This is a genomic window from uncultured Acinetobacter sp., from assembly GCF_947626835.1.
Taxonomy (GTDB): domain Bacteria; phylum Pseudomonadota; class Gammaproteobacteria; order Pseudomonadales; family Moraxellaceae; genus Acinetobacter.
In genome coordinates this window covers 1-13,970 of the sequence record NZ_CANQTS010000013.1, presented here as the reverse complement: position 1 = coordinate 13,970, position 13,970 = coordinate 1, and the positions used below count along the sequence as shown (strand labels likewise).

General features: G+C 42.0%; 13 protein-coding genes and 1 tRNA gene. 9 read left to right on the top strand and 5 right to left on the bottom strand.

Features of this window, described 5'->3' with window-relative positions:
- Positions 1-34: 34 nt before the first annotated feature.
- Positions 35-110: transfer RNA gene (locus tag Q0Z55_RS07015), tRNA-Asn, on the bottom strand.
- Positions 111-349: 239 nt separating this feature from the next.
- On the opposite strand from Q0Z55_RS07015, the gene Q0Z55_RS07010 reads away from it, so the two are divergent.
- Positions 350-766, top strand: coding sequence for a hypothetical protein (locus Q0Z55_RS07010; RefSeq protein WP_297426226.1), 417 nt, complete (start codon positions 350-352; stop codon positions 764-766).
- A gap of 67 nt (positions 767-833) precedes the next feature.
- Positions 834-1,619 (top strand): alpha/beta hydrolase, encoded by a 786-nt coding sequence (locus tag Q0Z55_RS07005; RefSeq protein WP_297426223.1) that lies wholly within the window; start codon positions 834-836, stop codon positions 1,617-1,619.
- Positions 1,620-1,673: 54 nt separating this feature from the next.
- Here Q0Z55_RS07005 and Q0Z55_RS07000 read toward each other — a convergent pair whose 3' ends face one another.
- Together Q0Z55_RS07000 and Q0Z55_RS06995 are read right to left on the bottom strand one after the other, a co-directional pair.
- Positions 1,674-1,919 (bottom strand): hypothetical protein, encoded by a 246-nt coding sequence (locus Q0Z55_RS07000; RefSeq protein WP_297426221.1) that lies wholly within the window; start codon positions 1,917-1,919, stop codon positions 1,674-1,676.
- A 233-nt stretch (positions 1,920-2,152) separates the two neighbouring features.
- Positions 2,153-3,379 (bottom strand): pyridoxal phosphate-dependent aminotransferase, encoded by a 1,227-nt coding sequence (locus tag Q0Z55_RS06995; protein WP_297426218.1) that lies wholly within the window; start codon positions 3,377-3,379, stop codon positions 2,153-2,155.
- Positions 3,380-3,547: 168 nt separating this feature from the next.
- On the opposite strand from Q0Z55_RS06995, the gene Q0Z55_RS06990 reads away from it, so the two are divergent.
- A complete protein-coding gene (locus tag Q0Z55_RS06990; RefSeq protein ID WP_297426215.1) occupies positions 3,548-3,757 on the top strand; it encodes a hypothetical protein in 210 nt (69 codons plus the stop codon).
- Between the two features lie 27 nt (positions 3,758-3,784).
- Here the strand turns inward: Q0Z55_RS06990 and Q0Z55_RS06985 are convergent, their stop codons facing one another.
- Positions 3,785-4,567 (bottom strand): hypothetical protein, encoded by a 783-nt coding sequence (locus Q0Z55_RS06985; protein ID WP_297426212.1) that lies wholly within the window; start codon positions 4,565-4,567, stop codon positions 3,785-3,787.
- Positions 4,568-4,866: 299 nt separating this feature from the next.
- Between Q0Z55_RS06985 and uvrB the strand changes: the two genes are divergently transcribed.
- The 3 genes from uvrB to Q0Z55_RS06970 all read left to right on the top strand — a co-directional run bounded on the left by uvrB (position 4,867) and on the right by Q0Z55_RS06970 (position 9,699).
- Positions 4,867-6,888, top strand: a complete 2,022-nt coding sequence (uvrB, locus tag Q0Z55_RS06980) for an excinuclease ABC subunit UvrB (RefSeq protein WP_297426209.1) — start codon at positions 4,867-4,869, stop codon at positions 6,886-6,888.
- A 157-nt stretch (positions 6,889-7,045) separates the two neighbouring features.
- Entirely contained in the window at positions 7,046-7,990 is a 945-nt protein-coding gene (gene rarD / locus Q0Z55_RS06975; RefSeq protein WP_297426206.1) for an EamA family transporter RarD, read from the top strand.
- A 251-nt stretch (positions 7,991-8,241) separates the two neighbouring features.
- Complete coding sequence (locus Q0Z55_RS06970) at positions 8,242-9,699, top strand: glyceraldehyde-3-phosphate dehydrogenase (protein ID WP_297426203.1); 1,458 nt, start codon at positions 8,242-8,244, stop codon at positions 9,697-9,699.
- A gap of 52 nt (positions 9,700-9,751) precedes the next feature.
- On the opposite strand, the gene Q0Z55_RS06965 is transcribed toward Q0Z55_RS06970, so the two are convergent.
- The gene (locus Q0Z55_RS06965; protein WP_297426200.1) at positions 9,752-10,945 is read right to left on the bottom strand and encodes an MFS transporter; all 1,194 of its coding nucleotides are present in this window, start codon (positions 10,943-10,945) and stop codon (positions 9,752-9,754) included.
- 246 nt (positions 10,946-11,191) lie between these two features.
- Between Q0Z55_RS06965 and cgtA the strand changes: the two genes are divergently transcribed.
- The 3 genes from cgtA to Q0Z55_RS12410 all read left to right on the top strand — a co-directional run bounded on the left by cgtA (position 11,192) and on the right by Q0Z55_RS12410 (position 13,919).
- On the top strand, positions 11,192-12,412 hold the full coding sequence (gene cgtA, locus Q0Z55_RS06960; protein WP_297426197.1) for an Obg family GTPase CgtA: 1,221 nt from the start codon (positions 11,192-11,194) through the stop codon (positions 12,410-12,412).
- 28 nt (positions 12,413-12,440) lie between these two features.
- Positions 12,441-13,574, top strand: coding sequence for a glutamate 5-kinase (gene proB / locus Q0Z55_RS06955; RefSeq protein WP_297426195.1), 1,134 nt, complete (start codon positions 12,441-12,443; stop codon positions 13,572-13,574).
- 189 nt (positions 13,575-13,763) lie between these two features.
- A complete protein-coding gene (locus tag Q0Z55_RS12410) occupies positions 13,764-13,919 on the top strand; it encodes an Arm DNA-binding domain-containing protein (RefSeq protein WP_366806840.1) in 156 nt (51 codons plus the stop codon).
- Positions 13,920-13,970: the final 51 nt, after the last annotated feature.

The following is a 13,970-nucleotide window of genomic DNA, read 5'->3' as shown; positions in this document are numbered from 1 at the left end:
GCCCAAGTCTTAAATGCTTGGGCTTTTTAAAATTTGGCTCTCCCACCTGGGCTCGAACCAGGGACCTGCGGATTAACAGTCCGTCGCTCTACCGACTGAGCTATGGGAGAATCTGAAAGCGATTATAGAGAATTTTTTTTAATGGTCAAGTCATACATTCAAAAACATTAAAAAATGTAACTTGAATGTTGCATATTTAAGCACATACACAGTTTTTTACAACAAGGGCTTGTCAAACTTAAATACGCTTGCTAGGCTAAAAATATCAAAAGCGTTTAGGTTTTACCTAAACAGTGTGGATTTAAACCCAACTTGCCAGCACTCAAATGGCTAAATCGGAGACAAGCGTATGCAAACGCTCACTATTGCTCAAATTTTTTCTCAACTTGATGTTTATCAAGCGCAATATCTCAATATTTTACAAGACCCTTGTCAATATTCAATTTTGGTTGCAGATGCCAGTTTAAGTATATGGCCATGTCAGCCAGTTCAATTGTGTTTAGGTGAGTTATTGCAACTGTGGTTTGGCAATAAATGGACCTTACATTCAGCGACACAATTGTTTGATGCAGAGCCAGTGTTAAGACGTCATCTGCCGCAATCTGTAGATTTATATCTTTATCACATGAGTGGTAACTTATTGACTGGGCATGCTAAAGCACGGGCTTGGTCGGTGAGTCAACAGCAGTCTGTTTGTGTAACGCTCGACGCAGCTTGGCAATATTACAGCGTATATAAGAGTTTAAATACCCCCCAAGCTGCCTAAGAGATTCACTTTACAAAGCCTGCTGAGTTGATTATGTTGATTGCAATAACAACAATAGATGAGCCACATGAGCATAACTTCAACTCAAAAATATATTGCCACTCCTTTAGGGCAGCTGTTTAGCCAAACTTGGCAGGTCAAATCTTGTGACAAAGCCCCGATTATTTTGCTGCATGATTCTTTAGGGTGCATTGAGTTGTGGCGCGACTTTCCAAGCCAATTAGCACACATAACGCAAAGAACTGTGATTGCGTATGATCGTTTAGGCTTTGGAAAATCCAGTTTACATCCTGCTCAGCTAGATGCAGATTTTGTGGTAAGTGAGGCAATAGAAGACTTTAAAGCCTTGCTTGCAGCCTATGAGGTCACTGATTTTGTGGTGATGGGGCATAGCGTAGGCGGCGGGATGGCAGTGGCGTGTGCTGCGGCTTACCCTCAGCAATGTGTTGCGTTAATCACAGAAGCTGCACAAGCATTTAATGACAACAAAATTCGTCAAGAAATTCAAGCGGCTGCGAATATTTTTCAAGACCCACAGCAATTGGCACGTTTGGCTAAATATCATGCTGAAAAAGCCCAATGGGTGTTAGACGCTTGGGTGAGTACATGGCTCAGCCCAGCCTTCGAGCATTGGCATATCGATCAACAGGCAGCTTTGGTACAAGCGCCCAGCTTAATTTTGCATGGTGAGTTGGATGAATATGGTTCGCTTGCTCAACCTGAACGTTTTAAAGCCAATTTGGCTAATTTAGCCCAAGTTCATATCGTTCAAGGTGGGCATCATATCTTACATAAGGAACAGCCTGATCTTGTGTTAAACATCATCCAAGATTTTTTAGCACATGTGGCTTAACTTACAGCATAACAGCATAGAGGTTGAGTCATAATATCAGTTTAAGGTTCAAGCTTAATTGCGTGACATATAGGTCTTATCAAAGCTGTCAAAATGACTTAATACTTTTAAGCCAATGTGCTCGCCCATGGCAGAGGATGCTTGTTGATGATCTTCACTGACATCTAAGATATCTAAATCTAAGCATAAAATACGTGGGCTTTGTATCACAATAAATTGCGGTGAGTGCGGTTGAAGGCATTTGGCAATATAATGCTTCAGGTTGTGCTTGTGATACACATCAATCACTTGATAACGCATAGTTGAGCCAGTCCAGCAATAAGATGAGCGCTATTCTAGGCGCATGTCATGTGCATGAATAGCAAAAATACGTTGCAAGATATGTAGGCTTGGTAAAGTTAAGTACAGGTTTCTTAAAAATTAACTCAAAAAATGAGCATTTAATCTCAACAAAGCCACGATGTGTTACATGTGTATAGGCATAAAAAACCCGCATTAAATGCGGGTTTTTTTATTTGATTAAGTTAATCAAATTATTTTTCAGCAGCAATCGATGCAATTGCGGCATCTACACCTTCAATTGAATCCGCAGCTTTTTTGATACGTGCAAGCGCATCAACCAATACTTCGTCAGCAGTGGCATAAGAAATACGCATGAAGCCGCCTAAACCGAATGCATCACCCGGAACAACCGCAACACCGGTTTCTTCTAATAACCACTCAGAGAATTCTGTGCAAGATTTTAAACCTTTAGCACGAATTAACGGACGGATATTTGCGTAGGCATAGAATGCACCATCAGCAGGTAAGCAAGAAATACCATTGATGTCGTTTAAGCCGTTTACCACTAAATCATGACGACGTTTGAACGCTTCAATCATTGGCTCAAGTACGTCTTGAGGACCATTCAATGCAGCTTCAGCAGCAACTTGCGAAATTGAAGTTGGGTTTGAAGTTGATTGTGATTGGATTTTTTTCATTGCACCGATCAGTTTTGCAGGACCCGCTGCATAACCAATACGCCAGCCAGTCATTGCATAGGCTTTAGACACACCATTTAACACGATAACGCGGTCGTAAAGATCTGGCGCTACTGTTGCGATGTTGTAGAATTCGTCATCCCAACGGATTGGTTCGTACATATCATCAGAAGCGACATAAACTTCTGGGTATTTACGAAGAACGTCAGCTAATGCTTCTAATTCTTCTTTGGTGTAAATCATACCTGTTGGGTTAGATGGGCTGTTTAACACCACTAAACGTGTTTTGTCAGTAATTGCCGCTTCTAATTGTGCAGGAGTAATTTTAAAACGTTGCTCTTCGCCACATTTTACAATAACAGGTGTACCTTCAGCGATAATCACCATATCTGGGTAGCTCACCCAGTAAGGCGCAGGAATGATGACTTCATCGCCTTTGTTTAACAAAGCGAGTGCTAAGTTAAAGAATGATTGTTTACCACCGCAAGACACTAAAATTTGGTTTGCTGCATATTCTAAGTTGTTGTCACGCTTGAATTTAGCAATGATTGCTTTTTTAAGACCTGGCGTACCGTCAACAGCTGTATACTTTGTAAAACCATTGTTAATCGCTGCAATTGCTGCATCTTTGATGTGTTGTGGTGTGTCGAAATCAGGTTCGCCTGCACCTAAACCAATCACGTTTTTACCCGCAGCTTTAAGTTCTGCGGCCTTGTTGGTCACAGCAAGAGTAGGGGACGGTTTGATGCTATTTACACGATCAGAGAGACGTACGTCCACGGCAATATTCCTTCTTATAGGGATTAAAAAATAAAAAGCATATTATCTTAGCCCAAAAACAGGGCATGTGCTGCAAAAAAAGTAAAAAAATGAAATTTAATTCGATAGATTGAGCTTTTTTTCTGAAAAAGTTTAACGTTCTCGCATCAAAGGCAAAAAAACCTTAAAATGGCGCTCAATTTGATACGAGTTGTCGTCATGACCAAACAAGCGAATGCAAAAAAGCCGTTGGTAAGTCTCCCATTCCCAACCCAAACCGCTGAAGAGAAAGCCAAAATGGATGCACTACACAATCAAGTGCGCCCAAAACCTGAACAGTATGCAGATCGTACTTGGATGCCACCGCGTGGTACACGTCGTTCCATGGGTAAACGTTAAAAAAAGCGCTCAACAGAGCGCTTTTTTTCATCCGCGTTTGGCTTTATGTGCCGCTTTGGGCGGTGCAATCTCACGTTTGCCATGCCAGACATCGGCAAAATCTTGTTCATTGATGCCGTATAATTCAAGTAAAGCCAAGATTACTCCACCAAATAGCATCGGTGCTTCGGTTTTACGGTCAAAATCAAAGACCTTGCCATTCAAATTATGCAAGATATCGGCAATTTCAAAGACGCGATCACGGCCATTACTGTCGGTTGGATAGATTTGCGTGTGTAAAATAATCCGCGCTAGGCTTTTTTCATTTTCACTTAATGCCAAGACGTCAATTAAGGCATCGCTATTGTCGGAAAAAATAATTTCATCACGGAACATGATCTGTAAAAAATGTTGGCTCAGCTTCGGTAACGCTTTTTCTACAAAGGGACGAAACGATGCAGGGAAAATCACGTTACGTGAAATGCCTTTAAACATTGGGGCAATTTCTTCAACCGTGTAGCCAGCAATTCCACAACCTACGGCGGTCAGAAAATATTTATTCTTTGGGTGATTCTTGGTATAAATCTTAAAATCATCAACATAATGCTGAATCTGTGACAAGGGCATTTGTTGTAAATGTTCGTTCATGGTGGGAATGGCAAAACTTTGCCCCGACCAGCCACGCCCTACACCCAGTAAAGCGCCAAAATGCGCTAAAGCGGTGGCTGCAGCACCGCCGTGATGTTTGCCGGCTAAGTTACTGCCAAATACAAACACAGTATCTTCAGGCAAAGTTTTCACAATACTTTCATCGTGATATTGGTAAGTCATGGTGATGTACTTAGAATTAGATTAACACTCATGGTGCAGTTGCCAAGTCTATTGGTCAAGTGATGATGATTATTTTTTATTGCAAATTGCAATCAGGTACAGTCGTTGCGCTAGGTGAATTTGATGGGTTAAAGATGATCGCTTTATAAAGATCTGCGTATCAAAATCATCAGATAAGCCTGATATAGCTGCATAGTCAAGTTACGAAGTTTAGCAAAACAAAGCTGGTCAGGGCATTGTGTGCACAGGCTTGAGGCTCGTACAATGCATAACTTGTCCTTGTTGAAGTTTTGATTGTTATGCATGAGCGTCAGCCGTTTCAATTAGTCACCGATTATCAACCTGCAGGTGATCAACCACAGGCGATTGAAAAGCTTGTACAGGGCGTGCAACAAGGCATGCACGATCAATTGCTGCTTGGGGTAACAGGCTCGGGTAAAACCTATACCATGGCCAATGTGATTGCCCAAACGCAACGTCCGACCATTGTCATGGCACATAACAAAACTTTAGCGGCGCAGCTTTATGGCGAATTTAAGGCATTTTTCCCCAACAATGCGGTGGAATACTTTGTCTCTTATTATGACTATTATCAGCCAGAAGCCTACGTGCCTTCGTCAGATACTTTTATTGAAAAAGACTCTGCCATTAACGATCATATTGACCAAATGCGTTTATCGGCCACGCGTGCTTTATTAGAACGCCGTGATGCGATTATTGTGGCCTCGGTATCAGCAATTTATGGTTTAGGTGACCCTGAAGCCTATATGAGTATGTTGCTGCATATTGTGCAAGGTGACCGCGTACATCGGGACGATTTGATTCGTCGTTTGGTGGAAATGCAGTACACCCGCAACGAACTTGAGTTTTTACGTGCCACGTACCGTATTCGTGGTGAAGTGATTGATATTTTCCCGGCCGAATCGGATCAATATGCCATTCGTGTGGAATTGTTTGACGATGAAGTTGATTCCATTCGTTGGTTTGATCCACTCACCGGTAAAATGGTGAAAAAAGTCCCGCGCGTCACCATTTATCCAAAAAGCCATTATGTGACGCCAAAACACAATTTAGAACGCGCTATTGGCACGATTAAAGCTGAGCTCAAAGAGCAACTAGAATTTTTCCGTGCCCATGATAAACTGCTTGAAGCACAGCGTATTGAACAACGTACCCGTTATGACATTGAAATGATGCAACAGTTGGGCTATACCAATGGCATTGAAAACTATTCACGCCATTTATCCGGTCGTCCATCGGGTGAAGCACCGCCAACTTTATTTGATTATGTGCCTGAAGATGCTTTATTAATTATTGATGAATCGCATGTTACCGTGTCACAAATTGGCGCCATGTATAAAGGTGACCGCTCGCGTAAAGAAAACTTGGTCAATTATGGCTTCCGCTTGCCAAGTGCCTTAGACAACCGCCCGATGAAATTTGAAGAATGGGAACGTATTGCACCGCAAACCATTTACGTTAGTGCTACACCGGCCAAATATGAACTGGAAAAAGCCGAGCAAATTGCCGAACAGGTGGTGCGTCCAACTGGTTTGGTTGACCCTGAAATTGAGATTCGTCCGGTGTTAACCCAAGTGGATGATGTGCTCTCTGAAATTAATTTACGTAAAGATTCTGATGAGCGCGTGTTGGTTACCACCTTAACCAAACGCATGGCTGAGGATTTAAGTTCTTATTTAAAAGAATATGGCATTAAAGTCGCTTATTTACATTCAGACATCGATACAGTGGAGCGAGTAAAAATCATTCATGAGCTGCGTACTGGTGTTTATGATGTCTTGGTGGGCATTAACCTATTGCGTGAAGGTTTGGATATGCCAGAGGTGTCTTTGGTGGCAATTTTAGATGCCGACAAGGAAGGTTTTTTACGTTCTGAGCGTTCTTTAATTCAAACCATTGGTCGTGCAGCACGTAACTTAAAAGGTAAAGCCATTTTATACGCCGACCGCATCACCGACTCCATGCAAAAAGCCATTGATGAAACTGATCGTCGTCGTCGCAAGCAAATCGAGTTTAACGAGTTACATGGCATCACGCCACGCAGTGCTAAACGTCAGGTGATTAAAGAAATTGATACTGGTGAAGTCTTAGATGACGATCAAATCGATGAACACATCTCAGCACAAGCCAAAGCTTTAAATGCCGACGAGCAACATTTATTGGCCAATCCAAAAGTGTTAGCTAAACATATGGCCAAACTTGAAAAAGACATGCTTAAAGCCTCTAAAGAATTGCAATTTGAACAAGCGGCACGCCTACGTGATGAAATCTTACGTTTAAAAGCGCAAATGTTGCAATAGCCTTATACATGCCGACAAGGTTTTGAGTGATGCTGCTATTGCCATGCCATATTTAGTGTTAGTCATTGATCATACCCGTGATGACGATTTTTTTATAAAGACCAAATTGGGGTTGAGCATCTATACTACAATGCTACGTCTTCAAGGAGCATAAACGATGTATAAGGGCGTGATGTTGTCAGTATTGGCATCGTTTACCTTTGGGGTGTTGTATTTTTATACCGAATTTTTAAAACCACTTGATAGTGAACAGACCTTTGCATGGCGGATGTTATCCACTTTGCCATTTTTAACTGTGTTTATGTGGTGGTCGGGTGACCTCAATCGTATTGCAGAGATTTTTCAGCGCGTCATTAAACAACCCAAAATGTTGCTATGGTTGCTGTGTAGTTCATTTTTATGTACCACGCAATTATGGTTGTTTTTATGGGGACCGATTAATGGTCGTGGTTTAGAAGTATCTTTGGGCTATTTTTTACTGCCGTTGGTCATGGTTTTGGTGGGTTGCCTGCTTTACAAAGAAAAACTTAGTACGTGGCAAATTGCCGCCATTGGTTTGGCATTGTTAGGGGTGTCACATGAAATTTGGCGTATGGGCTATATGGCATGGGAAACCGCGTATATTGCTGTGGCTTATCCTTTGTATTTCTTTTTACGCCGTGTCTTTAAAACCGATCATTTAGGCGGTTTTTGGTGGGATTTGGCTTTGGTGATTCCAGTTGCCATTTATTTAGCTTTTATGCACAGCGATAGCCTCAGTGTTATTGCCCATTTTCCACATTTAATTTGGGCAGTGATTGGACTTGGCTTTTTAAGCTGTTTAGGCTTGGGTAGTTATATGCTCGCTAGCCGTTATTTGCCTTTTGTGATCTTTGGTTTACTCAGTTATTTAGAGCCGGTGCTGTTGGCATTTGCCTCAATGATGTTGGGTGAGCGAATTGCCCATGATGAATGGTTAACCTATGTGCCAATTTGGTTAGCAGTGTTGCTGTTGGTGATTGAAGGCAGCTTGCACGTGATTAAACAGCAGCAAAAACAACGTACTTTAGTCAAAAATAGCCAAGCCTTAGCGCTTGAAATTGAAAAAAATCAGCACAAATAGTACTTGTGTGTCTTTTGGGTAATTAAACAGCACTTGGCTTGAGTTTCAATTTTACTGAAAAATAAGGGTTTTTTATTTTTCTGTAGGTAAATCATTTAAATAATTACAACTATTTTGCAAGTTTATAGTGAATATCGCATCAAATTGCGCAGCTTTTCCGAGCTTTTGATTCAAACTTGCTAAGAATTCCATTACAATTGTCAGGTTTTGAAATTTATGCCTAGATATACAATTAATTAGAGGACGTATCTGTGAGCAAAGAGACTATCATCGCCCTACATGCAGAGCACCAAGGTCGCTGGAAAAACCGTGAAGAACTTGCGGAACAAATGATCGCATTAATCGGTCAGTTATACCGTGAAAAAAATATCGTGGTTTCAGTATTCGGTCGTTCTTTAGTTAACCGTTCTGTGATCCAGATTTTAAAAGCACACCGTCGTACACGTGTACTTGATGTTGAGCTTTCTGTTGTCAACACTTTCCCAATCTTAGAAGCATTGGCACAAGTGGACAACATTGGTACAGCTGAAGTTGATCTAGGTAAACTTGCGGTTGAATTTGCAGCACAAGGTGGCGATGTAAATGCATTTGTTGCTAACGCAGTAAAAGCAGCTGAAGGTCGTCCAACATCTGTTGAAGGTCGTGACGTTGTACTTTACGGTTTCGGTCGTATCGGTCGTATCCTTGCGCGTTTAATCATTGGTCAATCAGGTCTTGGCCGCGGCTTAAACTTAAAAGCAATTGTGGTACGTAAAACTGCAGATGGCGATTTAGAAAAACGCGCGTCTTTATTACGCCGTGACTCAATCCATGGTCCATTTGCAGGCACGATTTCTGTTGATGAAGAAAACGAAGCAATTATTGCTAACGGTCAATTCATCAAAGTGATCTATGCATCTAAACCAACAGAGGTAGATTACACCGCTTATGGTATCAACGATGCATTAATCATTGATAACACAGGTAAATGGCGTGATGCAGAAGGTCTTGCACAACACCTAGAATGCCCAGGCGCAGCGCGCGTGATCTTAACTGCACCTGGTAAAGGTGAGATGAAGAACGTGGTATTTGGTGTGAACCAAGCGGACATCTTAGATGAAGATAGCATCATCTCTGCTGCAAGCTGCACAACCAATGCCATCACACCAACACTTAAAGTGTTAGATGACAAATACACAGTGATCAATGGTCACGTTGAAACAGTTCACTCGTTCACAAACGACCAAAACTTAATCGACAACTACCATAAAGCGGATCGTCGTGGTCGTGCTGCAACATTAAACATGGTCATTACTGAAACAGGTGCGGCTAAAGCAGTTGCTAAAGCACTTCCTGCACTGAAAGGTAAGTTAACAGGTAACTCGGTACGTGTTCCAACACCAAACGTATCGCTTGCTATTCTTAACTTAACTTTAGAAAAAGAAGTTGATCGTGACGAAGTGAATGAATACATTCGCCAAATCTCAATCAGCTCAAGCCTTCAAGGTCAAATTGGCTATACCAATTCAACTGAAGTGGTATCGTCTGACTTTATTGGTTCACGCACTGCAGGTGTATTTGATGCACAAGCAACGATTACCTCTGGTAACCGTTTAACAGCATATGTTTGGTACGATAACGAAGTCGGTTATAGCTGCCAAGTATTACGTATCGCTGAACAAATGGGTGGCGTAACCTATCCAAAAATTCCTGCTGAAACAAATGCATAATTTGTAAAGCTAAGAAAAAGCGCCTCTTGAGGCGCTTTTTTTATATTGTGGGTTAATTTTTTTGCATGCGTTTAAAATCAAAGCGATCAATCATCAAAATACCCAAAGAAAAAATTAAACCCAAAACCACACAGCCCACCCATTGATAATGTTGCCAAGCGTAGACCGCGCCTAATGAACCTAAGGCAGCACCAGTAAAATAAATCGTCATATAGACTGCATTAATGCGTGAACGTGCTTTGCCATCTATACGATAGACCAAGTTTTGATTTAACACATGAAAAGCGGTTAAACCAAAATAGCTCATCAACACCCCAATGGCATAGATGATTAAACTGTGTTGCGCAAAATACAGCGGCACACATGAAAACAGCATTAAGCCAATACATAGTTTGGCCACAACGTTTTCTTTGCCTTGTCCAACGGTTTTGCCTGACCAACTTGATGAATAAATGCCAATCACCCCCAGTAAGCCAAATAAGCCAATTTCAAAGTCGCTAAAATAATACGGTGCGCTGCCTAAGACAAAAGTCATTGAGGTAAATACCATAGACAACACGCCAAAACCTAAAGCACCAGCACAGGCACGACGAATCAAGTGCGGGTTTTGTCGAGCTAAACTAAATAATGAGCGATAAATAGTGCTGATCTTTAAACCGGCTTGACGTTGGGTATTGGGAAGTTTTTTCCACATCAGTAAGGCAAATAGTAAGGTTAAAATCCCACTACTTAAATACACTCCTTGCCATGACCAATAGGTCGAGACAAAACCTGCAAAGGTACGCGATAAAATAATCCCCATCACCAAGCCACTCATCAGTTTACCGACTATGGCAGCACTTGAGGCTGGCGGACTAATGGTCGATGCAAACGGAATTAATACTTGTGCTGAAATAGCACCAAAGGTGGCACATAAAGTAAAGAAATATAAACCACTTAAGCTGCTGCTCATGGACAATAAAATCTGCGACAGTGCAGCAAACACCATTAAGCTGACGATTAATTTACGTTTATTAAAAAAATCACCTAACGGTACGAGTAGCATCAAGCCGAGCATATAACCAATTTGTGCCACCACCACCGCAAAGCCTGCTTGACTGGTGCTAATGCCAAGACTTTTTTCAATAGAATAAATCAGTGGTTGATTAAAATAGGCTGAGCCTGCACATAAACCACAGGCTAGCGCCATGATGAGTACAAATTGAGATGACAGCGCTTGAGTTGGAGAAGAAGACACGTTTGGCATGGAAATACTTAAACAAGATTTGTGAGTGACTATAGAGGCTCATTCTGCCAACAACAAATCACAAAAACCAATCAATTGATTGTTGAAACGAATAGAACCCATGCAAAAACCACGCAAATGATTCACCAAAAATAAAATTCTTAAAAAATAACCGCGCTTATCACAATGCATCTTATGAATATAGTCGAGAAATTTTGAAAAATATGGCAGAATAAGCGGTTTTAAAGTTTTTAGAGGATTGGCAGTATGCGCTTTGTTGATGAAGCAGTCATTACCGTAGAGGCTGGCGACGGTGGCAATGGCGTAGCCAGTTTTCGCCGTGAAAAGTTCGTACCATTTGGTGGTCCAGATGGTGGTGATGGTGGTCGTGGCGGTAATGTCATTATTGAAGCCGACGAGAACACAGGCACCCTAGTAGATTATCGTTATACCCGTAGATTCCGTGCTGAGCGCGGTAAAAATGGTCGTGGCGCAAACTGTGCTGGCCGTGGTGGAGAATCTGTAGTTCTTAAAGTTCCGGTTGGAACCACCATTGTCGATATTGAATCTGGCGATATTATTGGCGATTTGGTAGAAGCAGGTCAAAGCGTAATCGTGGCACAAGGCGGTGATGGAGGTTTAGGGAATACCCACTTTAAATCATCAACCAACCGTTCACCACGTAAATGTACGCATGGTTTTAAAGGCGAATTCCGTGAAGTTCGTCTTGAATTAAAAGTATTGGCAGACGTAGGTTTGTTGGGTATGCCAAATGCGGGTAAATCAACCTTTATCCGTGCAGTATCGGCAGCGAAACCAAAAGTAGCAGACTATCCATTTACCACTATGGTACCCAATCTTGGTGTGGTCGATGCCGACAGTCATCGCTCATTTGTAATGGCTGATATTCCAGGTCTGATCGAAGGGGCATCTGAAGGTGCAGGTTTAGGGATTCGTTTCTTAAAACACTTAGCACGTACGCGTATTTTATTGCATATCGTGGATGTACAACCGATTGATGGTTCTGATCCTGCACATAATGCCAAAGCAATTTTAGCTGAATTGAATAACTTCTCGTCAACGTTATCTCAATTGCCAATTGTGTTGGTACTCAACAAAGTCGATCAATTAGCAAGCGATACCCGTGATGAGTGGTGTGATCACCTACTTGCAGAAATGCAGTGGACAGGTCCGGTGTTTAAAACTTCTGGTTTAACCTTTGAAGGCACCAAAGACGTTGTGTATTACTTAATGGATCAAATTGAAGAGCAACGTGAGCGTGAGCTTGAAGATCCTGAATATGCAGCACAAATGAAAGCGTTCCGTGATCAGCTTGAAGCTGAAACACGTGAGCAAACCATTGCCGCGAAAGAAGCGTATCGTGAGATGCGTCGTCAACAACGTCTTGCTGGTATTTTAGGTGACGACGAAGATGATGAAGATGGCGATGACCAAGACAATGACGTAGAAGTATTCTACGTACGTTAATCGGTAAAAGTAAGAGTCTGAGGACAAGATGATAGAAGTGGTAGATGGGCAACGTCAGCTCAAGGATTGCAAACGAATCGTTGTAAAAATCGGATCATCTTTACTCACAGCAAACGGGCAGGGTTTAGATCTAGATGCCATCTCGCATTGGGCGGGACAAATCGCAGATCTACATAATGCCGGACACGAAATTATTTTAGTGTCCTCAGGTGCTGTGGCTGAAGGGATGGTGCGCATGAAGTTTGACAGCCGACCCACAGATTTACCTAGTCTTCAGGCTTGTGCTGCCATTGGCCAAATGGGCCTAATTCAAACATGGTCCAGCGTGCTTGAGCAACATGAAATCCGTAGCGCACAAGTGCTGCTGACCCATGATGATTTAGCCGATCGTCGCCGTTATCTCAATTCTTGTGATGCCTTGCAGCACCTGATTGATTGGCGTGTGATTCCTGTCATCAATGAAAATGATACGGTTTCCACCGACGAAATTCGCTTTGGTGACAATGACACACTTGCTGCGATGGTTGCTGGTCAAGTGCATGCTGATCTTTTGATTATTTTAACCGATCAAGAAGGTATGTTTGACGCTGATCCACGCTCTAATCCAAATGCCAAATTATTTAGCACTGTACGTGCCATGGACGAAAGTTTATTTGATATGGCAGGCGGTGGCGGTAAATTTGGCCGTGGCGGAATGCTGACTAAAGTTCGTGCAGCACGTTTAGCCGCTAAATCGGGTTGTCCAACCTTAATTGCCAGTGGCGATAGTGATGCGGTATTGTCACGTCTAATGGCAGGTGAGATGCTGGGTACCTTATTTATTACCGATGATGATCGCATCACTGCACATCAGCAATGGTTGGCGGCACATCTACAAACCGCAGGTCGTTTGGTGATTGATGATGGTGCCATTAAAGCCATTAAAGATAATCATCGTAGCTTATTGCCCGTTGGGGTAAAAGCCGTAGAAGGGCACTTTGAACGTGGTGATGTGGTGGAATGTGTCGATACACAAGGTCATCGTATTGCAGTAGGACGCGTTAATTTTAGTTCGCGCTCTGCTGACATTGTCAAAGGTTTGGCCTCAGATAAGGTACATCAGGTCTTAGGGGAAGCACGCTCTTTAGAGATGATTCATCGCAATCATATGGCGATTTATTAGGAAAAGCATGCAATAACGAGTAATAACAAAATCGTTATAAATGTACTGAAATATAAGAATTTTTGTTGTGGCTTGCAGGTTGATCACTAACTTGCAAGAACATTGAAACACCATGTGAAAAGAGGTTAGACTAGAGGTTAATGGGTCTATCCTCTTTTTTTATGCGTGATATATGCTAAAGGTGTGCCAATGCTAACCAAACAACAAATAGATGCTATTAAGCCAAAGGAAAAGCTATTTAAAGTTAGCGATGGAGATATGTTGTACATTTTTACATCGCCTACAGGGAAAAAATCTTGGAAGGTGCTTTACACTTTTGAAGGGCTTTGTTGCACAAAGATTTGAAATGCAAAGCGCCCCTAATTGAGCCAAATTTAAGGCGTAACTTGGGTAAGT